The sequence below is a fragment of the Paenibacillus sp. AD87 genome (genome assembly GCF_001659845.1).
Taxonomy (GTDB): Bacteria; Bacillota; Bacilli; order Paenibacillales; family Paenibacillaceae; genus Paenibacillus; species Paenibacillus marchantiae.
In genome coordinates this window covers 4394895-4416915 of sequence record NZ_LXQN01000007.1, presented here as the reverse complement: position 1 = coordinate 4416915, position 22021 = coordinate 4394895, and the positions used below count along the sequence as shown (strand labels likewise).

22 protein-coding genes and 5 tRNA genes are annotated in these 22021 nt (G+C 48.7%); 16 read left to right on the top strand and 11 right to left on the bottom strand.

Annotated elements, in window-relative coordinates:
* Positions 1-132: 132 nt before the first annotated feature.
* The 5 genes from alr to gpAD87_RS19550 all read left to right on the top strand — a co-directional run bounded on the left by alr (position 133) and on the right by gpAD87_RS19550 (position 7138).
* Positions 133-1320, top strand: a complete 1188-nt coding sequence (gene alr / locus gpAD87_RS19570; RefSeq protein WP_064640023.1) for an alanine racemase — start codon at positions 133-135, stop codon at positions 1318-1320.
* 261 nt (positions 1321-1581) lie between these two features.
* On the top strand, positions 1582-1863 hold the full coding sequence (locus gpAD87_RS19565; protein WP_024630715.1) for a CopG family ribbon-helix-helix protein: 282 nt from the start codon (positions 1582-1584) through the stop codon (positions 1861-1863).
* 3 nt (positions 1864-1866) lie between these two features.
* Positions 1867-2217 (top strand): type II toxin-antitoxin system PemK/MazF family toxin, encoded by a 351-nt coding sequence (locus tag gpAD87_RS19560; protein WP_024630714.1) that lies wholly within the window; start codon positions 1867-1869, stop codon positions 2215-2217.
* 234 nt (positions 2218-2451) lie between these two features.
* Positions 2452-4641, top strand: a complete 2190-nt coding sequence (locus tag gpAD87_RS19555; protein WP_064640021.1) for an alpha-galactosidase — start codon at positions 2452-2454, stop codon at positions 4639-4641.
* A gap of 274 nt (positions 4642-4915) precedes the next feature.
* Positions 4916-7138: a Tex family protein gene (locus gpAD87_RS19550; RefSeq protein ID WP_064640019.1), complete on the top strand. Its 2223-nt coding sequence runs from the start codon at positions 4916-4918 to the stop codon at positions 7136-7138.
* Positions 7139-7292: 154 nt separating this feature from the next.
* On the opposite strand, the gene cmpA is transcribed toward gpAD87_RS19550, so the two are convergent.
* The gene (gene cmpA / locus gpAD87_RS31890; protein ID WP_090808144.1) at positions 7293-7436 is read right to left on the bottom strand and encodes a cortex morphogenetic protein CmpA; all 144 of its coding nucleotides are present in this window, start codon (positions 7434-7436) and stop codon (positions 7293-7295) included.
* Positions 7437-7664: 228 nt separating this feature from the next.
* A complete protein-coding gene (locus gpAD87_RS19545) occupies positions 7665-8021 on the bottom strand; it encodes a hypothetical protein (RefSeq protein ID WP_064640018.1) in 357 nt (118 codons plus the stop codon).
* A 120-nt stretch (positions 8022-8141) separates the two neighbouring features.
* Between gpAD87_RS19545 and gpAD87_RS19540 the strand changes: the two genes are divergently transcribed.
* From gpAD87_RS19540 to gpAD87_RS19530, 3 genes are all read left to right on the top strand, one after another.
* On the top strand, positions 8142-8603 hold the full coding sequence (locus tag gpAD87_RS19540; protein ID WP_064640016.1) for a SprT family protein: 462 nt from the start codon (positions 8142-8144) through the stop codon (positions 8601-8603).
* A gap of 171 nt (positions 8604-8774) precedes the next feature.
* A tRNA-Asn gene (locus gpAD87_RS19535) sits at positions 8775-8850 on the top strand.
* A 5-nt stretch (positions 8851-8855) separates the two neighbouring features.
* Positions 8856-8944, top strand: a tRNA-Ser gene (locus gpAD87_RS19530).
* Positions 8945-9172: 228 nt separating this feature from the next.
* Here the strand turns inward: gpAD87_RS19530 and gpAD87_RS19525 are convergent.
* A complete protein-coding gene (locus tag gpAD87_RS19525) occupies positions 9173-9871 on the bottom strand; it encodes an ArsR/SmtB family transcription factor (protein WP_064640014.1) in 699 nt (232 codons plus the stop codon).
* A gap of 74 nt (positions 9872-9945) precedes the next feature.
* Here gpAD87_RS19525 and gpAD87_RS19520 point away from each other — a divergent pair, with 74 nt between their 5' ends.
* Positions 9946-10641: a flavin reductase family protein gene (locus gpAD87_RS19520; RefSeq protein WP_442950725.1), complete on the top strand. Its 696-nt coding sequence runs from the start codon at positions 9946-9948 to the stop codon at positions 10639-10641.
* 210 nt (positions 10642-10851) lie between these two features.
* On the top strand, positions 10852-11523 hold the full coding sequence (locus gpAD87_RS19515; protein WP_079695276.1) for an MgtC/SapB family protein: 672 nt from the start codon (positions 10852-10854) through the stop codon (positions 11521-11523).
* A 57-nt stretch (positions 11524-11580) separates the two neighbouring features.
* Here gpAD87_RS19515 and gpAD87_RS19510 read toward each other — a convergent pair whose 3' ends face one another.
* Both gpAD87_RS19510 and gpAD87_RS19505 read right to left on the bottom strand, forming a co-directional pair.
* Positions 11581-12477, bottom strand: coding sequence for a Cof-type HAD-IIB family hydrolase (locus gpAD87_RS19510; RefSeq protein WP_063564437.1), 897 nt, complete (start codon positions 12475-12477; stop codon positions 11581-11583).
* 3 nt (positions 12478-12480) lie between these two features.
* A complete protein-coding gene (locus gpAD87_RS19505; protein ID WP_064640012.1) occupies positions 12481-13257 on the bottom strand; it encodes a DeoR/GlpR family DNA-binding transcription regulator in 777 nt (258 codons plus the stop codon).
* 307 nt (positions 13258-13564) lie between these two features.
* Here gpAD87_RS19505 and gpAD87_RS19500 point away from each other — a divergent pair.
* From gpAD87_RS19500 to gpAD87_RS19485, 4 genes are all read left to right on the top strand, one after another.
* Positions 13565-13636: transfer RNA gene (locus gpAD87_RS19500), tRNA-Glu, on the top strand.
* 107 nt (positions 13637-13743) lie between these two features.
* Positions 13744-13819 (top strand) — tRNA-Lys (locus tag gpAD87_RS19495).
* Between the two features lie 17 nt (positions 13820-13836).
* A tRNA-Leu gene (locus gpAD87_RS19490) sits at positions 13837-13919 on the top strand.
* A 172-nt stretch (positions 13920-14091) separates the two neighbouring features.
* Positions 14092-14508: a helix-turn-helix domain-containing protein gene (locus gpAD87_RS19485; RefSeq protein WP_063564435.1), complete on the top strand. Its 417-nt coding sequence runs from the start codon at positions 14092-14094 to the stop codon at positions 14506-14508.
* A 168-nt stretch (positions 14509-14676) separates the two neighbouring features.
* Here gpAD87_RS19485 and gpAD87_RS19480 read toward each other — a convergent pair whose 3' ends face one another.
* Genes gpAD87_RS19480 through gpAD87_RS19455 form a run of 6 tightly spaced genes read right to left on the bottom strand, consistent with a single transcriptional unit; the run spans position 14677 to position 19449 of the window.
* On the bottom strand, positions 14677-15582 hold the full coding sequence (locus tag gpAD87_RS19480; RefSeq protein WP_197521441.1) for an urease accessory protein UreD: 906 nt from the start codon (positions 15580-15582) through the stop codon (positions 14677-14679).
* Positions 15554-16276: an urease accessory protein UreG gene (ureG, locus tag gpAD87_RS19475; protein ID WP_053781689.1), complete on the bottom strand. Its 723-nt coding sequence runs from the start codon at positions 16274-16276 to the stop codon at positions 15554-15556. The genes gpAD87_RS19480 and ureG overlap by 29 nt, the downstream gene beginning before the upstream one ends.
* A 33-nt stretch (positions 16277-16309) precedes the next feature.
* Complete coding sequence (locus gpAD87_RS19470; RefSeq protein WP_082935184.1) at positions 16310-17005, bottom strand: urease accessory protein UreF; 696 nt, start codon at positions 17003-17005, stop codon at positions 16310-16312.
* 18 nt (positions 17006-17023) lie between these two features.
* A complete protein-coding gene (ureC, locus tag gpAD87_RS19465) occupies positions 17024-18742 on the bottom strand; it encodes an urease subunit alpha (protein WP_064640008.1) in 1719 nt (572 codons plus the stop codon).
* The gene (locus gpAD87_RS19460; RefSeq protein WP_063564431.1) at positions 18739-19128 is read right to left on the bottom strand and encodes an urease subunit beta; all 390 of its coding nucleotides are present in this window, start codon (positions 19126-19128) and stop codon (positions 18739-18741) included. Before gpAD87_RS19460 ends, ureC begins: the two co-directional genes overlap by 4 nt.
* An 18-nt stretch (positions 19129-19146) precedes the next feature.
* The gene (locus tag gpAD87_RS19455; protein ID WP_063564430.1) at positions 19147-19449 is read right to left on the bottom strand and encodes an urease subunit gamma; all 303 of its coding nucleotides are present in this window, start codon (positions 19447-19449) and stop codon (positions 19147-19149) included.
* Positions 19450-19709: 260 nt separating this feature from the next.
* Between gpAD87_RS19455 and urtA the strand changes: the two genes are divergently transcribed.
* Together urtA and urtB are read left to right on the top strand one after the other, a co-directional pair.
* Positions 19710-20960: an urea ABC transporter substrate-binding protein gene (gene urtA / locus gpAD87_RS19450; protein ID WP_064640007.1), complete on the top strand. Its 1251-nt coding sequence runs from the start codon at positions 19710-19712 to the stop codon at positions 20958-20960.
* A 149-nt stretch (positions 20961-21109) separates the two neighbouring features.
* On the top strand, positions 21110-22015 hold the full coding sequence (urtB, locus tag gpAD87_RS19445; RefSeq protein WP_064640005.1) for an urea ABC transporter permease subunit UrtB: 906 nt from the start codon (positions 21110-21112) through the stop codon (positions 22013-22015).
* Positions 22016-22021 lie beyond the last annotated feature (6 nt).

Genomic DNA, 22021 nt, shown 5'->3' with positions numbered 1-22021 from the left:
CCGACTTCAGGATAGCGCTCCTGTATGTGTTTTGGACTGCAGATCTTCCGTTCATTTGACAGTCACATGCTTGAGCATTACGATGGAGTCTGACGTGAGCCGGATTAAGATGATTAGAGAAGGTGACTTAACGTGCAAGAACAATATCGGCCGACCCAAGCGGAAATCAATTTGGATCATTTGTGCAACAACGTAGACGCTTTCCGTGAAACATTGCCGCAAGGCAAGAAACTGCTCGCTTGTGTGAAGGCAAATGCCTATGGACATGGGGCAGTGGAGATGGCCAGAGAACTGGAACGAGTTGGCGTGGATTACTTAAGTGTAGCTTTTCTTGACGAAGCGCTTGAATTGCGACAACACGGAATTACCCTTCCGATTCTGGTATTGGGCTACACGCCGCCAGAAGGCATCGCTGAAGCATGGAAACATGATGTAACCATTACGCTGTTCAGTAAGGAAGTACTCGAAGCCATTCAACATCTGGAGACGGGCACATCCTCTCGTAAGCTCAAGGTTCACATCAAAATCGACAGCGGCATGGGCAGACTTGGCCTGTTGCCTGGCGAAGAGGCAGTTGCTTTTATTCAGGAAGCAGCCAAGCTGAAGCAGGTGATGCTTGAAGGCATGTTTACCCATTTTGCCAAGGCGGATGAAAAAGACAAGACCTATACACTGGAGCAGTATCGACGGTTCCGAGGCGTGGTTGATGCGCTGCGGGATCAGGGATGTGTCATCCCGATTATACATACGGCGAACAGCGCCGCTACCATTGATACGCCGGAGTTGTCCTACGATATGGTACGTGTGGGCATTAGTCTGTACGGATTGTATCCTTCGGGAGAGGTGAATCATCAGGTAGTGAAGCTGTCCCCGGTATTGACACTGAAGACGAAGGCGGTTCTGGTCAAAACGCTGCCACCTCATTGGGGTGTCAGCTACGGAACCCGTTATGTAACACAAGGGAACGAACGAATAGCGACCCTGCCTATAGGCTATGCAGACGGATTTTCAAGAATGCTGTCAGGTAAAGCACAAGTACTTGTGCGCGGCCGCCGCGTTCCCGTCGTCGGTACGATCTGCATGGATCAGTGTATGGTGTCGCTACAATCTTTTGCAGCAGAAGCAGAAGAAATTCAAGCCGGCGAAGAGGTTGTTCTCATCGGCCACCAATCGGGTGCAGTCATAACTGCAGACGAAGTGGCATCTCAGCTCGGTACGATTCCCTACGAAGTGATCTGCATGATGGCGCATCGAATCCCGCGGGTTTATACCCGTAATGGAGCAGTAGTCGCCAGAATCAACCCTCTTTTGACATCCTGATAGCTCGACTGGACGCTATTACCAATAAACTTTTTTTCAGAACAGAAGGAAAACTGTCGGAGCATCTCGAATTATGAATGATGACTGGGATGAAAAATCCTGAAAAGAGATGTTTGGTCTGTACGAATATTGTTCCCCGTGTTTATAATGGAGTACAGCATACTTGATATACTCGGGGCATATATATTCCTTTGTATAAAAGTTCTGGAAAAACGTAATACTGGTTCACAATGGCGAAAGGTTTGTGGGGGTGGAAGAAAGGTGGCCAACTTGCAGAACACCAAGCGGATCATGATCAGTTTGCCTGATTATCTTTTGCAAGAAGTGGATGGCATCGTAGCGCTGGAGAATTCCAACCGCAGCGAATTGATTAGGCAGGCCATGAAGCTGTATTTGACGGAGCGTAAGAAACGTTACATCCGTGAATCGATGCAGCGAGGGTACATGGAGATGGCGAAGATTAACCTCACCATGGCATCCGAGGCCTTTCACGCGGAGGAAGATGCGGACAGCACTCTGGACCGCTTAGTTAGCGGGGTGTAGACATTGATCGTAAAACGCGGTGACGTTTTTTTTGCGGATCTTTCTCCCGTTGTTGGTTCCGAGCAAGGTGGAGTCAGGCCGGTTCTGGTCATCCAGAATGACATCGGCAACCGGTTTAGTCCTACTTGTATTGTGGCGGCGATCACCGCCCAGATCCAAAAGGCAAAGCTGCCGACGCATGTGGAGATTGATGCGGCGGCACACGGCTTTGACCGGGACTCGGTTATTTTGCTCGAACAAATACGGACGATTGATAAGCAGAGGCTGACCGACAAGATTACCCATCTGGACGAGGAGACCATGAAACTGGTCAACGAAGCCTTACAGATCAGCCTGGGTTTAATCGATTTTTAAGGCACCAGGCAGTTGTTTCTTTGTTCTGCCGTGCCATCCGTAGACAATGGATGTTCCTTGCAGGAACACACAATTTCAGACAGCAATCAAAAGAGCGTACAACAGCCTAATGGCTGGGGTACGCTCTTTTGATTAAAGCTTCATGAAAGCGTAGAACATTGTGAAGCTTTTCGTTATAATGATACCTGAGAAACCGTTTACGTTAATCGACATATATAGAGGTGGAGGAGACATATGAGCATTTATATTGATCAGGAGAAGCTTCAATTTCATCTACAGACTCAAAAGGCAAGCTATGTATTTCAGGTCCTGCCTTCGGGATATTTGGTACATTTATATTATGGCAAAAAACTGCGTGATACCGATCTGAGCTGGCTTCATGTGCGTACAGAGCGTGCTTCGTTCAGCCCAAATCCGGTGCCGGAAGATCGGACGATCTCTTTCGACACGTTGGCAGTAGAACTGCCGGTGTATGGTACAAGTGATTTCCGTAATCCGGCAATCCAATTGGAGCTTGAGAATGGTTCAACCGTTTCCGAGTTTACGTATACAGGCCATCGACTGATCAAAGGAAAGACAGCGCTTACCGGACTGCCTGCAACTTATGTTGAGTCCGACGATGAAGCCGAGACACTCATCGTTGAGCTGGAGGACCGTGTTGCAGGGATCAAGATTGAACTTAGCTACACGGCCTTTACGGCCTTTAATGCGATTACGCGTTCCATGCGTATCATTAATGAGAGCGCTACCTCGGTGAATATTGCACGTGCGCTCAGCTCTTCCGTTGATTTCCCACATGCCGATTACGAATTGCTGCAATTGTCAGGAGCATGGACGCGTGAACGGGACATCGTTCGCAGACCTCTTGCTTCCGGCCTGCAAGGCATCGAGAGCCGTCGGGGCTCAAGCAGTCACCAGCAGAACCCGTTCATTGCACTGATGACACCGGGTACAGGCGAAGATCAGGGTGAAGTCTACGGGTTCAGTCTTGTATATAGCGGCAGCTTTACTGCACAGGCAGAAGTGGATCAGTTTCACACCACTCGTGTATCGCTTGGAATCAATCCGTTTGAGTTCAGCTGGAAGCTGGATTCGCAGGAGTCATTCCAGACGCCTGAGACGGTCATGGTCTATTCGGACGCAGGTCTCGATGGTATGTCTCAGTCGTATCATAATCTGTATCGCGAACGCCTTGCACGTGGCAAGTTCCGTAATGCAGAGCGTCCGGTACTGGTCAACAACTGGGAAGCGACCTATTTCGGCTTCAACGCAGATAAGATTGAGCAGATCGCCCAGGCAGGGAAGAAGCTTGGCATTGAACTGTTCGTACTGGATGACGGATGGTTCGGACATCGGGACAGCGATAACTCGTCACTCGGTGACTGGATTGTGGACAAGAACAAACTGCCACAAGGTCTGGATGATTTGGCCAACCGGGTAACCAGTCTGGACATGCAGTTCGGATTATGGTTCGAGCCTGAGATGATTTCGCCAGACAGCGAATTGTACCGTGCTCATCCGGACTGGTGTCTGCATGTGCCGGATCGTCGCCGGACGGAAGGGCGTCAACAATTGGTACTCGATTTCTCCCGTCAGGATGTGCGTGATGAGATTGTACGCATGCTAAGCGATGTGCTTGGATCTGCGCCGATCACTTATGTGAAATGGGACATGAACCGGAATATGACGGAAGTGGGTTCTGCATTGCTTCCACCAGACAGACAGCGTGAGACTGCGCATCGTTATATGCTTGGATTGTACGAAGTCATGGAACGTATTACTTCAAGGTTCCCGAATATCCTGTTCGAGAGCTGTTCAGGTGGTGGCGGCCGTTTTGATCCAGGTATGCTGTATTACATGCCGCAAACGTGGACCAGCGATAATACGGACGCGATATCCCGTCTGCGTATTCAGTATGGTACAAGCCTGGTATATCCGGTAAGTTCAATGGGGTCGCATATCTCAGCGGTTCCAAATCACCAGGTCAACCGAATTACTTCTCTAGAGATTCGTGGACATGTCGCGATGTCGGGTAACTTTGGATACGAGTTGGATTTGACTCGTTTCACAGAGGAAGAGAATGCTATCGTGAAGGCTCAGGTTGAGCTGTACAAAGAAATTCGGGGAACCATCCAATACGGAACGTTCCGGCGCTTGCTAAGTCCGTTTGAGGGAAATGAAACGGCATGGATGTTTATTGCCCCAGATGGCAGCGAAGCCGTTGTATTCTACTTCCGTGTGCTGTCTGAACCGAATGCACCGCTCCAACGTCTGAAGCTGAAGGGCCTGGACCCTGATGCGGATTACCGCCTGAAAGGTGGCTCCGAGACGTTTACCGGGGATGCGCTGATGTATGGTGGGATCTCTGTAGGCCGTGCATCGGGAGACTATCTGAGTGAAATGTTCCGCTTCGAACGGGTATAATAAACTGGCGTGAAAGCAGTGTTTGTCAGGGGAGACCGGGAGACGTCGTGAAGACGTTTTTCGGTCTTTCCTTATGACTGAGATGAAGGTTTGATACGTAATCTCAATTGTAAGAACTTGTAACCTGGACGAATGCTGGAAATCTGAACGGGATTTTGTGATAATATAAGGGAGAGGAATCTGCATGAATGCAGGTTCGATACTGTGATTACAGCAGCAAAGCTGCCCTGAACAAGCTTCAACTGAACGATTCAGGAAGGAAAGAGGGATTTATTTGTCTGAACAGGAAACGGTTCTGGAACCCAATGAAGAAACAATAAAGGCAGAACGCCATGAACGAATCATCAAACAGGTAGCCAAGGAACTGTCACTGTCCTTGAAGCAGGTCCGCACCACGTCGGAGCTTCTGGACGAAGGCAATACGATTCCATTTATCGCCCGCTACCGTAAAGAAATGACTGGAGAGCTGGATGAGAACCAGCTGCGGCTCATTGAAGAGCGCATCGTTTACTTGCGCAATCTGGAAGACCGCAAAGTGGAAGTCATCCGTATTATAGAGGAACAAGGCAAGCTGACTGGAGAACTGAAACAGTCTATCACTCAGGCAGTTAAGCTGCAGGAAGTGGAGGACTTGTACCGTCCGTTTCGTCAGAAGCGGAAAACCCGTGCCAGTGTAGCGAAGGAAAAAGGTCTCGAGCCACTCGCTGTCTGGATCTGGGGTCAACCAAAGCAAGGGGACCCTCTGGAGGAAGCTGCGCGTTATATCAATGCTGAACTTGGGGTAGAAGATGCCGAGGTTGCACTTCAGGGAGCCAAAGACATTTTGGCTGAGAATATTGCAGATGATGCTGCTATTCGTGCATGGATTCGTCGTTATACGCTCGATCATGGCATGCTGACTTCGGAAGCGAAGGATGCTGAGCAGGAGTCTGTATATGAGAACTACTATGATTATCGTGAATTAGCCAAAAAAATGCCTCCTCACCGTATTCTCGCCATTAACCGCGGTGAACGTGAAAACATTTTGAAAGTGGGTCTGGACGTGCAGCCTGAACCGGCTCACCGTCATATGGAAGGACAAATCATTAAGGGTGCATCTGCGGTCCAGGACGTTTTGCGTGCTGTGATTGAAGATGCATACAAACGATTGATTGCCCCTTCGATTGAGCGTGAGGTTCGTGCAGAGCTGACGGAAAAAGGTGAAAACCAAGCGATATCCGTATTCTCGGCTAATCTTCGTAATCTCCTGCTTCAGCCGCCGATTCATGGCAAACGTGTGCTTGGTGTCGATCCTGCCTATCGTACCGGTTGTAAACTGGCTGTGGTCGACGATACGGGCAAGCTACTGGAAGTGGCTGTTACGTACCCAACGCCACCACACAACAAGAAGCGTGAAGCTGCTGAGGTTTTCCATCGGATGATCAAGCAATATGATATCGGATTGATTGTCATCGGTAATGGTACGGGATCTCGTGAAACAGAACAGTTTGTTGCCGAGATTATTCAGGAGAACGGGGACGAAAGTCTCGTATATCTGATCGTCAATGAAGCTGGAGCCAGTGTATATTCTGCATCCAAGCTGGCGCAGGAAGAATTCCCGGATCTTGACGTTGCTGAGCGAAGTGCTGCTTCGATTGCCCGTCGGGTGCAAGACCCGCTGGCTGAACTCGTTAAAATCGATCCAAAAGCCATTGGTGTAGGCCAATACCAACATGACGTATCTCAAAAAATATTGGAAGAAAGCCTGAAGGCTGTTGTGGAATCCGCAGTTAACCATGTGGGCGTGGATGTGAACACGGCTTCGCCTTCATTGCTTTCCTATGTTGCGGGTGTAAATGCCACCATTGCCAAAAATATTGTGAAATACCGGGAAGAGAACGGCCGGTTTACGAATCGTCGCCAGTTGCAAAAAGTACCGCGTCTGGGTGCCAAAACCTATGAGCAATGCGTAGGCTTTATGCGGATTGGCGAAGGTGAGAATCCGCTGGATCGCACACCAATTCACCCTGAATCGTATAAGGTCGTTGACCAGCTCTTTAAGGAGCTTCAGGTTGCACTGGACAAGCTGGGCAGCAAGGAACTGTCTGTTCTCCTGTCGGAGCAACAACCGGAACAGCTGGCTGTGAAGCTGGATGTGGGTGTACCTACACTGCGTGACATTCTAGACAGCTTGCAGCGTCCGGGTCGTGACCCGCGTGAGGAAATGCCGCTACCGATCTTCCGCACGGATGTGCTCAAAATTGATGATTTGGTGGAAGGCATGGAGCTGCAAGGTACGGTTCGTAACGTGATTGACTTTGGTGCTTTTGTTGACATCGGCATCAAGAGTGACGGACTTGTCCACATCTCACAGCTGAGTAATGGTTACGTCAAACATCCAATGGATGTTGTATCTGTCGGGGATAATGTAACGGTTTGGGTGATGAACGTGGATAACAAAAAGGGCCGTGTCGGCCTCACGATGAAAAAGCCTGCTTCTTCTAAGCAGTCTTCCTAATATCCAACACAATGATCGGAGAACAGCCTTCCCTGTAATGGGAAGGCTGTTTGTTGTCAGTTATCATAGTACTGTTGCCCGTACTGTATTCTTCGAAGGGATTTTATGAAAGAAGTAAGAGCTTGAAGTGGACGGAGAGAGTGGCGTCAGATTTTTAGAGTTCGCTGTCCGCGCTGCGCGGGGTGCCACTTGTCGGTTTGTTTCGGTAAAAGAACCAGCATTCGTTCAGCAGCTTGATCTGTCTGCTGTCCTTTTTGTGAAATGCACGCATCAGTTGATTGCAAAGCCATTGAGGCAAGGGTATCTCCTCCTCTTGCATAATTCATCTGTACGTTAGCATATGTGGCAATAGCCTGGACTGTGCGAATAACCCGTGATGAACACGGAAAATTCAATATGTATACGGATATATGAGGGGCGGGGCCCATGAATGTAGGATTGAAAAAAATGAAAAAAAGCGCAACCTCCGCTTTTAGGAGATGCGCTTTTGGTTCCATCCTGCATTAATAATAAGTCCATAGGTGGATTAGAATGATTCCATCTCTTCTTCATACCATTGCTCTAATTGAGCTTGAAGCGCCCGGATCTCAGTGAGCAGGGAAATCAAAGGATATTCACTCTCTCTTAGTGCTGCAAAGCTTTGTTCAAGCGCATTGATATAATCAAGGCCTCCGATGACGGAGAGTTGCTCGTCCAGAAGATCAAGATTGTCACATTCGGCGATTGCCCAAGGCAGAACAGGTACATCTGCTGCGGTAAGTTTGTCAATTTCTTTGTGCAGGCGCAGGTTGAGCGCACTGAGTTGATAAGCGTAATCGGCAGGCATTTCCACAAACTGCAATTGCTGTTCCTGCTGCAGGATGACGTAGCGCATTGTAGGCATAACGAGTAATAATCTCCCCTCATACATTCTACTTGACAGTGTAGCCTACGAAACGGTTAAAATTCAAGTATTATGGCGGAAAAACAAATGGCCCAAGAGGTGTGAAAGGAGGAAAAACCGATGGAGAATAAGGAATTGCAGCAATGGATTGAGCAGGTGTCACTCGATCATTTCGGGGTTCCATTCACTCACGAGGCGCTGTTTAACCGTCGTCTGACCACTACAGGTGGGCGTTATATGCTCAAGAGTCACCGGATAGAGATTAATCCTCATCAGCTCGAAGCTTATGGGCGGGAAGAGGTTGAAAAAATCATCAAGCATGAACTGTGTCACTACCATCTGCACATTCGTGGACGCGGCTACCAACACCGAGACCCTGAATTCAAGGCCTTGTTGCAGAAGGTGGGCGGTTCTCGATTCTGCCAGTCCCTTCCGGATGGAAAGGGCAGAAAGCCATTACCGTATCGCTATAAGCTGGTGTGCAAGAGCTGTGGCACGGAATATTTGCGTAAACGCAAAGTTGATCCGAAGCGGTACCGCTGTGGTCGATGTGCCGGCAAGTTGGGGATTCATACCATCTGAGGTGAACGTTTTTTGGAAACAACACTTCTTACCACAAGACCACAAGACTATATGCAATATGCTCCCTGATGAGCATTTATGGGAGTATCTGAAGCTTATAAAGAAAGTCACCGAAGGCATGTTGACTTGGAATATTAATCATGATAAATTTAGGTTATTCAAGATTATTATTCCCTGATAGCTCAGTTGGTAGAGCACTCGACTGTTAATCGAGTTGTCACAGGTTCGAGCCCTGTTCGGGGAGCCATTCTTGGAGAGATACCCAAGTGGCTATAAGGGGACCCTCTGCTAAGGGGTTAGACTGCGTAAGTGGTGCGAGGGTTCGAATCCCTCTCTCTCCGTTCTGATTTACTTCTCTGTATAAGGGATGAGAACCCTAAAGGTTCGTCGGAGCATACGCTTCGTAAGCAATACATCGCAGTCTCGAATGAAGTGAGAGTATCCCTCTCTCTCCGTTCTGAACAAAACATAATCCCCCTCCTCAGTAACCTTTAACGGATACTGAGGAGGGGGATTTTTGATGTATCGTCATTTTGCCAATGTACAAGAAAGAATGCCCGATTGCGTCCCTATAATGAAATGCCCAATACCTCGTACAAACCCTTCTTGCCGGCTTCTGTGACTTCAACTGAACGGCTGCCTGCCTTCTGGCGGGTCCAGTCCAGCTCAGACAAGCGGCGCCCCAGTTCGTCTCCCAGTACTCCGGAGATATGGTGACGACGTTCACTCCAATCCAAACATTTGCGAGCCACAGCGCGGCGTGATCCAGCTTTCCCTTCAAGCATAATTCCAAAAGAAGTGAACCATTGAACCCCTTTCTCTGTAATGTGGTAATCCTTGGCCTGCTCATCCTCAGGTTCTTCGAGATAACCTTCCCGTAATAAAGCTTCACACAACGATATCCCCAATTTTCCGGCAAGATGCCCATAACAGGTTCGAGCAAAGCTTAGATGTTGAAGCTGGTTGGACTGTTTGAGGGATCTCACTTGTACTGGTGCGGCGATACTTCCCATCGTCTCAATCAGAAAAGCAACCTCTTTGCCTGCGAGACGATAGTATCGATGTCGTCCTTGCTGTTCAACGACGAGCAGCCCGCCTTCGACCAGCTTGGCGAGATGACTGCTTGCTGTTTGAGGAGTAACACCCGCCATGTATGCAAGTTCGCCGGCAGGAAGCGCACGACCATCCAACAAAGCTTCCAAAAAAATAGCACGACTGGGATCAGCAATTAACGATGCAATCACAGAAATATTCGGATAGGTATTCATACTTCGATGATACCTTAACTATTGGTGTATTACAATTCAATCATGCATGAATTACAACCTAAGAGATGGAAGGGATGGATTACAGAATGGAGGAAGAAGCATTGTATACCAATGATAGAACGCAAAAAGAGTTTGAACCGGTGAAGCATCTGGGCTTGAACAGAGAGCTGATACAGCACGAGGTGATAAATCCAAGTATTTTGTACTATGGCACACCGGTATTGCTGCTGAGCACGTTAAATGAAGATGGAACGACAAACTTGTCGCCCCTTTCTTCATCATGGGCACTTGGAGACTGCTTGGTACTTGGAGTCGGTATTCAGGGCAAAGCCTTTGAGAACCTGAGTCGTCATCCCGAATGTGTGATTAATCTGCCGGATGCATCCATGTGGGAGCAGGTTGAGGGACTGGGGCGTTATACCGGAATATATCCCGTTCCTGAGGAGAAAAGGAGGATGGGATTTGAGTTTTGCGATGATAAATTTGCCGTCTCTGGACTGACACCCCAAAGTTCAGTTCAGGTTGAGCCGGATAAAATAGAGGAATGTCCGCTCCAGATTGAAGCCGCGGTACAACACATTCGTATTCCCGAACATACACCTTTCATGGCGATTGTGGAAGTGAAAGCGTTGAATGTACACGCACATACCCGACTGATTTCAGGTTTGAACAAGATTAACCCAGAGAAGTGGAACCCTTTAATTTATAATTTCCGACACTATTATGGACTTGGAGAAAGGTATGGGGAGAGTTTTCGGGCAGAGAAGTGATTTGTGGATTCTGAAATAGCATAGACTACCAATAAGTAATCCAGAATATATGAAGTGGGGCCAGTTGTGGTGCTACTTCTTTCTGTCTATATGAGGCTTCATTAAGGTTTCATGCGAGTAATCAAAGAATTCGGTTATTTTATTAGGCAGGGATTGGGTAAATAGTAAAGAAAGATACATGTAAGCATATACATAAGAGGGGTGATGAACATGGAAATGGAATACTTAATGCGTGTACTCATAGCTGGCATATGCGGCGTGTTGATCGGATATGAGCGCAAGAACCGAATGAAGGAAGCGGGGATACGTACACACTTTGTTGTTGCGGTGGGTGCAGCATTGATGATGATTGTATCTAAGTATGGCTTTCAGGATCAGGCAGGCTGGGCGAATCTCTCGCTTGACCCATCCAGGATTGCCGCACAGGTGGTCAGTGGGGTTGGCTTCATTGGAGCCGGGATGATCTTCACACAGCGCCACACGGTCCGGGGATTGACGACAGCGGCGGGAATCTGGGCGACTGCAGGAATGGGACTGGCTGTGGGTTCGGGATTGTATTGGACTGGGGCTGGGGTAACGCTGCTTATTGTAGTGGCACAGATGCTGCTGCATCGGCCGACACGCTGGTTGGTGTCCGCGAGAACAGAGACGCTGACCATTCGACTGCTAAAGGAAGGGGACACCCTCAAAACCGTTTTGGCTTTGCTTGGACAGGAGAAAATCTCGGTGGTTGGGTTCAAAACAGAACAGCAAATAAGCACAGACTCCGGGGAGGAGACTGTACTTGAATTCACTCTGCAACTGCCTGGATCATATAGGGCCGAGCAATTAATTGTTTTATTACAGGATGTGCCTCACGTTCGATCCGTTGATATGAGGTGAGCCCAGGCTATCGCTGGTTCGTTATGTCGCGCAATGCCGAGCTATCACGACAATCGATTACTGACCGCCTTCAACGACGGTCTCCGGCCGGGAAACGGGCTTGCCTTCAAGAACACACTGAATGGCATGTGCGACACCATGCTCCACATTGGTCAAAGAGATAGCCTTGGCAAGCGCCTTAATCTCCGGTTCAGCATTGCCCATGGCAATACCGAGTCCTGCCATTTTCAGCATGGATACATCGTTGAAGTTATCACCAATGGCTGCTGTATCTTCCATGGAAATGTTCAGATGAGCTGCCAGTTTGCTTAAGGCGTTACCTTTGGATACATCAGGATGCTGCATTTCAAAGTTGTGTTCAGAGGACACCACCATGGCTACATCGGAGCGAGAAGCAAAGTATTCGCGTCCCTGCTGCAATTGAGCCGGATCCATTGAAAAGGCCATAATATTGTAAATGTAAGCTTCGGAAGGGATTTCCTGATGGGAGTTTACGCGGTGATAGTCTTTCTTGTCATAGTGCTTCTTAACAGCTCGAATAAGGCGTTCAATATCCTCCCCAGGACTCGAACCCAGGATGCGATCCATCTCAGCGAGCATCGCCTCGTGGCTGCTTATAGGAGCGTAAATACCCTGTTGTGTGGAGGCCTCGTAGTAGCAATGATGATCCTCCAGCCACTGCATGACGGATGCGGCCGTTTCACGCTCAAGTGGAAGATGGAATAGGCGTTCACCGTTGGCATCGTGGATGGTAGCTCCGTTGGAGCCGATGACTGGTGTGTTAATTCCGCCTTCGCTGCTTATAGTTAATACGTCGGAATAGACCCGACCTGTAGCAATCGTAATCTTCAATCCTTCTTGTTGCGCCTTATGGATTGCAGCTGCGTTTTCCGGGCTGATCTGACTATCTCTGTTCAATAGGGTTCCATCTAAATCGGTAGCAAATAATTTCATATGTTACAACTCCTTTTCAATTGTAGGTTCAGGAATGAGAATCTCGACTTGTTGCTCGGCTAGAAAAGTCCGCCAATCTTGGGAAGGCCATTGATCTGTAATTAACATATCAACGAGTGACCAGTCCGCAAAACGATAACCATAACGCTTATCAAACTTGGAATGGTCAGCGAGTACAATAACCTGTTTTGCAGCCTGCATCATTTTGTGCTTGATCTTTCCTTCTTCTTCAGAGGCACTGAAGCCATCCATCGTAATTCCGCCAATGCCGATAAAGGCTTTGTCTACATAATAATGGGAAAGAGTTTCAATCACTGAAGTACCATAGACATAACGTTGCTCCTTATCGACTTTGCCGCCCAGCAAACGAATCTCGACAGCAGTATGATTGGAGAGAAGATCAGCTGAATAAATGGAATTGGTGATGACAGTACAGGACTTGCCATTTAGATTTTCGGCACAAGTCTGCACTGTAGTGGAAGAATCCAGAATAATGTGTTCGCCTTGGCGGACGATAGCAGCGGCTAGCTTGCCAATAGCTCTTTTTTCATCGGAAATGTGGAGCAAACGATCTTTATAGGATCGGTGCTCATCTGGTGGAATGGGGAGAATTGCACCTCCGCGCGTTCGGATAATGGCATCCTGTTCTTCGAGCTTGATCAGATCCCTTCGTGCTGTGTCCCGGGATACGTCAAAGAGGGATACAATATCATCAGCCGAGATGCGATTGTGTTTACGCAAATGTTCAATAATCAGCTGCATTCGTTCTTCCTGAAACAAACGTGCCGCCTCCTTATACGTAGCTGACCGTGTATATAACTGATAGGTTAATTATAAGTAATAATAATGATATTTGCAATATTATAAGTGAATGTAAGTGTATTTAAGTTTTTTGATGCTAATTTTACAAATTACGATGATTACGGTGATAAATATGTGAAAGAGAAATCAGGCGTGAGCATGCTCTTGACCTCATGAAGAAGGGGTGAAAAGGAGTGCATAAAAAAGTTTGAAAAAAAGTGTTGCACATTTAAGTTGGCCTATGATATACTCATTCTTGTCGCCAAGAAAGACAACTTGTTTACAAGGCCCGTTGGTCAAGGGGTTAAGACACCTCCCTTTCACGGAGGTAACAGGGGTTCGAATCCCCTACGGGTCATTATCTTCACCCCCTCAGGGATGTACAATCCTTATGAGGAATCCTCAAAAAGTCATAGCTCCTAAACAAAAGAGTTACGCATGGCACATCCGGTGAAGTTACAGCAAGAGCCATTAGCTCAGTTGGTAGAGCACCTGACTTTTAATCAGGGTGTCGAAGGTTCGAGCCCTTCATGGCTCACCATTTTTACAATTGAATATGCGGTCGTGGTGGAATGGCAGACACGCTATCTTGAGGGGGTAGTGGGTGTATACCCGTGGAGGTTCGAGTCCTCTCGACCGCATCACAGCAACAAACGTTATAAGATAGACTCTCATGATTATTCATGGGAGTCTATCTTTGTGTTATGAGAAATACCGGAACGTATTCCTGGGATTAAAAGGCTGAGGATTCAGGAAGGTTGTGGTATAATTTAGGTACATGTATTGATTATTACGGTTGGAAGGCGGTTCTGTATGCAGTCGATCTATGAGCGAATTGAACACCTGATTGCCGAACGAGGAATGACCAAGAAGGCTTTCTGCCAACAGCTGAAGATCAGCACGGGCAATCTGGGTGACTGGAAACGCGGTAAATCTATTCCGAGTACGAATAAACTAATTGAGATTGCTTCGTTTTTTGATGTGAGCCTTGATTGGCTCATGATTGGGCGTCCATCCAAGGAGGCGATGGTACGGGAAAAACGGGAGGATTATTTTTTTGACGTGTTGCGGCAATTGAATTGCCAAGAAAGCGAATTATCGACTGTGGAACAGTCTTTTATCAGTGAATATATTGAATTTACCCGTTATCGCAAATCCAAGGAAAGCAGAGATTCAGGCGACTTTCGTTACAAGGGAGAAGATAAGCCCAAAGGAGACGATCTGTTGTAGTACAAGTTAGTGGAAGCTACGACTTGACTGGATTATCTGCGTATATAAAAAAACCTCTGAACACATCCAAAACCCGTCGGAGAGTGGTCCAGAGGTTTTTTTCTTTGAAACTCGTTGCAACATGAACATGCGATTCCGAAAGTTGTTAGTCTGATAGATGTATAGCCTTTACTTGCGGAATGTGAGGCTAGGTTTGCCCAAAAGATCGGAGCGAAGGGTGTTCCAGATCTGAAGGCATTGCTCCTGAAGTTCCCAAGCAGCCATTCCGAGCAAACGAACACCAATCCCGCCTGTAGCGAGCAAACTAGCCCCGGCAAGCATGCGACCATCTGGGGGAAGAATGGACCGTACGGACTCCAACTGTGCTGCGCCCAATCCAGGGGCAATCATCCATAAAGCTGCAGTATGGGTGTAGTTTAACAACGCTGCGGATGATTTTGGATCGTCCGACTCTGGTTCGAGCCCGAAGCGATCCCATACGGCCAATTGCTTCCCTTGCCAGATTTCTGTCAGACTGCGATATCGCTTGAACTGAAAGACTTCTCCCCGATGAATCCGTCCAGCGGACCAGATATCCGCATACGCAAGTATTGCTTGTTCACCCAGCTCAAAGGTCGTGGTGAGTGATGATGAGCTGCCTTTAAACGGGATAACGCATTCAGGGAAGTACTCCAGCACCGCTCGTTGCTCCAGCCGAAAGTGATGGTTCACAGATGACGGAACAGTAGGTGTTGGATGAAGCCTCGTGGCTGATGTACTGCTTAGCATTAAGTGAGTATTCTGGCCCAATTGCCATTCGGATCGATAATGATCACCGTTCAGCACGCCTGGAGAGACGTCTGAGGTGTATACACATAATTCATCTCCGCCACCCGGAGGTCGAAAGGATCGACTGAAACGCAGAGGGGCGCTATAATACCGATCGGTCATGACGGTGCGCCCGCCTTGGAGGGCGAAAGTGGCCCGAAGCTCGCTGCGGCGTATCACGGCCTCTCCGGTACTGCGGTTCGGTCCATGTTCAACTCCATGTGAAGAGGAAGAAGGATTAGTGGCTGTGAGTCGTTCCGTGCTCATGAGTGTGGGTATGCAGATGCGCAGCGGAAGCATCGTCATCCATATATTGATGTTCAAGCCAATGGACGATTTCGGATACCCCTTCACCACTCATCAGGTTCGACATCACATAAGGCCGTCCTTCGCGTACCCGTTCAGTATCATCCTTCATCACTTGCAGACTTGCGCCAACATAAGGGGCGAGGTCGGTCTTATTAATCAGTAGCAGGTCAGAACGTGTAATACCTGGACCGCCTTTGCGAGGCAGTTTTTCCCCTTGAGCCACATCAATAATGTAAATGAATACGTCCGCCAGTTCAGGGCTGAATGCAGCAGAGAGATTGTCGCCGCCGCTTTCGATAAAGATCAGTTGCAAGTCCGGGAAGCGTTCAATCAACTCATCAACGGCTTCAAAATTCATTGAAGCATCCTCGCGAATAGCGGTATGTGGGCAGCCTCCTGTCTCTACACCGATAATACGTTCCGGTGCGAGTGCATTCTGACGCAGCAAAATCTCGGCATCTTCCTTTGTGTAAATATCATTGGTAATAACGGCCAGGCTGTAGCGTGTACGCAATGCCTTGGACAGCTTCTCTACTAAGGCCGTTTTTCCTGAACCTACCGGCCCACCGATTCCGATTCGCATCGGGCGACTCCGATCAAATACCTTACGTTCCCACTCCGCATGATGCGTATGATTAGCTCCTCCACACATAACAAATTCCTCCTTGGTTTTGAATTAATGTAGTTAGGACATAAACAGACGGGCTGGCAGGCTCTCGTGCCGCATAGCATAGATTTCCTGGGCAATACCGAAGCTGTGCATGTCTTCCGGGTCGTTATCCCGAATTTGAGACCATTCAGAATCAATATCATTCAAAAGTTTTTGGATAAGCATCTGTGCTTCGGTTTGCCCGATGGGCAGAAGACGCAGAGCGCTATTTACATAAGCATTAACTGAGGTGTACAGATGTCCGGTGACGGCTTCGTCCAGTCCAATTTCCAGCTGATAATTGATGTAGCCTTGAATGGTTGTAATGCCGCAAAATGCACCGTGTTCCTGTACGGCTTCATCGATTAGAGAAAAGTCCATCCACGGATATAGTGATCTCGCGAGTTTGAGTAATCGCTTACCCATCTTGTGCCCACTTTCCCGTAGTTCCCTGGGGGTTCGCTGGGCGTGTACACGTTTGTCGTAAAGGGCTAGAAGGGCGGCATCCTGTTGCTCAATGGCTTGGTAGACACCCTTGATGGCAAGACCATCGAGTCGTACGAGGCTGGAATGAAGCTGGCCGCGAATGAATTGTTCAAGCTGGGCGGTGGTCCGTATCCTGCCGTCATGAGTGTATGCCTCCAGACCGAACGAGTGGGAGAACCCGCCAATGGGCAGGGCCGAATCCAGCAGTTGAACATAACGGAGTAACTTCGTGCCGCTGTGCATCATTATGCGTGGCCCCCTTTGTCAAAACATGAAATAGCGTTGTGCCATCGGTAATTCGTCTGCGGGCTCACAGGTGAGAAGCTCGCCATCAGCCCGTACCTCATAGGTTTCGGGATCAACTTCAATGACGGGTGTGACATCGTTATGGATCATATCCTTTTTGCTCACTGATCGGCAGCCTTTGACGGGTTCCACACGCTTGTTCAAACCTAGCTCCTCCTTGATTCCTGCATCTGCTGCGGCTTGAGAGACAAAAGTGATCGACCCTTTGGTAAGTGCACCGCCGTAAGCACCGAACATCGGTCTGCCGAATACGGGCTGCGGCGTAGGGATCGATGCGTTGGGGTCACCCATCTGGGCGAAGGTGATCATGCCGCCCTTAATGACCATCTCGGGTTTAACACCAAAATAAGCCGGGTTCCAAACGATCAGGTCTGCCAACTTGCCAACCTCCACGGAACCGACGAGATGGCCTATGCCGTGAGCGATAGCTGGATTGATCGTATATTTGGCGACATACCTTTTGATCCGATCGTTATCGGACGGGGAGCCTGAGGTCAGTTCGAGCTTGCCTCGCTGCTTTTTCATCTTGTCGGCGGTTTGCCAGGTACGAATAATGACTTCGCCAACCCGGCCCATCGCTTGCGAATCGGAACTGATGATGCTGAATACGCCAAGATCATGCAAAATGTCTTCGGCCGCGATCGTTTCGGGACGAATCCGCGAATCAGCAAAAGCAACGTCTTCAGGGATGGACGGGTCCAGATGGTGACAAACCATCAGCATATCGAGATGTTCTTCTACGGTATTGCGTGTGTAAGGACGTGTTGGGTTGGTTGAAGAGGGGATGACGTAAGACTCTCCGGCAGCGCGAATAATATCCGGCGCGTGTCCGCCGCCAGCACCTTCCGTATGATAGGTGTGGATTGTGCGTCCGTTAATGGCCGCCAGTGTATTTTCGAGAAATCCGGTCTCGTTCAGCGTATCGGTATGAATGGCTACTTGAACATCGTGTTCTCCGGCTGCGGTCAGACAGGCATCGATAGCGCTTGGCGTTGTGCCCCAATCTTCATGCAGCTTCAGTCCAATGACACCGGCTTCAATCTGTTCAATTAATGGAGCGGTGCTGGAACTATTGCCTTTACCTAGATAACCGATATTCATGGGAAATGCCTCTGCGGACTCGAGCATCCGGTGAATGTGCCAGGCTCCGGGTGTACAGGTGGTGGCTTTGGTGCCAGTTGCAGGTCCTGTACCGCCGCCGATCATGGTTGTTACTCCTGAAGATAATGCCGTTTGAATCTGTTGTGGACAAATAAAATGAATATGGGTATCAATGCCTCCAGCGGTCACAATCATGCCTTCTCCGGCAATGATTTCGGTCGATGCGCCAATAACCAGCGCGGGATCGACTCCATCCATCGTATCCGGGTTGCCGGATTTGCCGATTGCGCAGATGAGGCCATCGCGAATACCGATGTCCGCTTTTACAATCCCCCAATGATCGATGATGACGGCGTTGGTAATGACGGTATCAGGTGTGCCATCACTGCGAAGGGCAGATGTGGACTGACCCATCCCGTCACGAATAACCTTACCGCCACCGAATTTGCTTTCATCCCCATAGACAGCGTAATCATGCTCAATCTCCGCCCATAGTTCCGTATCCGCCAATCTGACGGCATCCCCGGTTGTAGGCCCGAACATGGACGCGTATTGTTCGCGGCTCATTCGTTTCATAAAGGGTCCCCTCCGTCCTGCATAGGGGGTGCAAATGTCTTCAGAAATGTTTCTAGTTTCTGTGGATCAGGTGGCTGATCTGCCGATCCTTCGGTTAATCCGTTAAATCCATAAATCTGACGTTTGCCACCAAATGTGGTGAGTTCGACCGGTTTTTCTTCACCAGGTTCAAAACGAACAGCGGTGCCTGCCGGAATATGCAGGCGGTGCCCAAAAGCGGAAAGGCGATCAAAGTCCAGCGCAGCATTGACTTCATAGAAGTGAACGTGAGAACCGACCTGAACCGGACGGTCGCCGCGGTTCAGTACAATCAGACGCACGGTTAAGCGATCGGGATGACAGACGATCTCATCATCCTGTTTTAAGCGATATTCACCTGGGATCATGGAGTTCTCCTGCCTTTCTCAGCGTATAGGTTCGTGGACAGTGACCAGTTTTGTTCCGTCAGGAAAAGTGGCTTCCACCTGTACCTCAGGAATCATATCGGATACACCTTCCATGCAGTCTTCGCGTGTCAGGATCGTGCCGCCGTATCTCATCAACTCTGCAACACTCATCCCATCGCGTGCACGTTCCATGAGTTCGGAGGTCAACAATGCGATAGCTTCAGGAACATTCAGTTTAAGTCCACGTCCTCTGCGTTCGCGGGCGAGGTTAGCAGCCACGGTAATCAGGAGTTTTTCTTTTTCCTGCTCAGTCCAGTGCAAGGTAATCCGACCTTTCCCTTAGATAGTCTATGTCGTCATGGATCATGTTATATGTTAAATATACTCACACAGGGTGGACCCTTTGTCAATATGGTTCCAATTATATTAGCAGCATGCATGAAATGAGTATGCATAAAATAAAATTGTGTAAGCATTATTGACACGGTGAGTGTGACCCTCCATAATTTGGATCAACGAACATTTCGGACATATATGACCTTAATGTTCGTCAATAGACTAAAAAAAGGGAGTGTAGGCTATTGAAGAAGAGGACGGTCAAGTTATGGAGTGTTTTGCTCGGTGCAGTCATTGCGTTGACAGGATGTGTGGAGGGTGGAACGCCGCCGGAAGCATCGGGCTCTGGTGGGGCGGGAGAATCAACTTCGTCCGGAGAACCGATTAAGGTAGGTGTTCTTCACTCCCTAAGTGGAACGATGGCAATCAGTGAAGTGTCGGTTAAGGATGCGGAGATGCTTGCCATTGAAGAGATCAATGCAGCGGGCGGAGTTCTGGGTAAACAGATCGAGCCTGTGGTCGAGGACGGTGCTTCCGATTGGCCTACATTTGCGGAGAAGGCTGGAAAGTTGCTGCAGCAGGATAAAGTAGCCGCTGTATTCGGTGGATGGACCTCTGCGAGTAGGAAAGCGATGCTGCCAGTGTTTGAACAGAACAAGGGTCTGTTGTTTTACCCGGTGCAATATGAAGGATTGGAATCGTCCCCCAACATTTTTTATACAGGAGCCACAACGAATCAGCAGATCGTTCCATCCGTAACCTGGTTGCTGGAGAACAGGGGCAAGAAGTTTTATCTGCTTGGTTCCGATTATGTTTTCCCAAAAACGGCCAATCAGGTCATCAAAGCTCAGCTTGCAGCTGAGGGTGGCGAAGTCGTAGGCGAAGAATATACACCGCTGGGACATACGGATTACAGTACGATTATCAGCAAAATCAAGGCTGCCAAGCCGGATATTGTATACAACACGCTGAATGGAGACAGCAATGTCGCCTTTTTCAAACAATTAAAGGATGCCGGGATCTCTTCGGAACAGTTGACAACTCTGTCAGTGAGTGTGGCGGAGGAAGAAATTCGGGGGATTGGTGCGGATGTGCTGAAAGGGCATTTGGCTTCGTGGAACTATTATCAAACGACAGATACACCTGAAAATAAAACATTTGTAGAGAAATATAAAGAAAAATATGGAGCTGACCGGGTGACGGCCGATCCGATTGAAGCGGGATATGTGGCCGTTTATCTGTGGAAAGCAGCCGTGGAAAAAGCCGGATCAACTGATGTTGAAAAAGTGAAGGAGGCAGCCAAAGGTCTGGAATTCGATGCGCCTGAAGGAAAAGTGACGGTGGATGGAGAGAACCAGCATATCTACAAAACGGTGCGGATTGGTGAAGTGCAGGAAGATGGACAGTTCAAGGAATTGTGGAACTCCGGAGCACCCGTCAAACCTGATCCGTATCTGAAAACGTACGATTGGGGCGCTTCCCTTAGTACCAAATAGCATGGGCATCTCACGTCAGAACTGCTGAATAACAGACGAGGGTGAGACAACACACCCTCTTACAACATCACGGTAAAGCGTTGATGCGAAACGTAAATTGATGTCTTGTATAAAATTTCAGATGTTCACAGCATGAGGAGGGAAAGGCGATGGATATGTTTGTCCTGCAAATGTTCAATGGGTTAAGCATCAGCTCCATCTTGCTGCTGATTGCATTGGGACTCGCAGTTACATTTGGATTGATGAATGTCATTAACATGGCTCATGGTGAATTGATCATGATCGGCGCTTACGCTACATATGTGACGCAAAACCTGTTCATTTCGTATGCTCCGCAAGCGTGGTTCGATGTCTACTTTATTGTGGCTCTGCCTATCGCCTTTGGTGTGACGGCTCTTATAGGCTGGTTGCTGGAAGTGGTGCTGATCAGGCATCTGTATGGGAGGCCGCTCGACAGTCTGCTTGCTACATGGGGCGTAGGTATGATGCTGCAACAATTGGCCCGAACGATATTTGGGGCGCCAAATGTAGGGGTATCCAGTCCGGCTTGGCTCAACGGAGGTCTGACCATCGCGGACGGTATTGTGTTTCCGTATAAACGTCTTTTCATTATCGCGCTGGTTTCTGTTGTTCTGCTGTGCATGTATCTGTACATCTATCGGACTTCTTCCGGGAGACGGATGAGGGCCGTGATGCAGAATCGAAGCATGGCGGGCTGTCTCGGGATTTCCACCAGGCGGGTGGATGGCATGACCTTTGCGATTGGTTCGGGCATTGCCGGCATCGCTGGATGTGCATTGACACTCATTGGCCCGATTGGCCCTTCGCTGGGGACGTATTATATCGTGGATGCGTTCATGGTGGTTGTACTGGGCGGTGTGGGGAAACTGGTGGGAACAGTGTGTGGTGCGCTTGGAATTGGCATGTTCAATACGTTATTCGAAACGTATACCTCAGCCTCTATCGGTAAGGTGCTGGTATTTGTCTGTATAGTAGCTTTTCTGCAATGGAAGCCGCGTGGGCTCGTTGCCATACGGACTCGGAGTCTGGATTAATGCGAA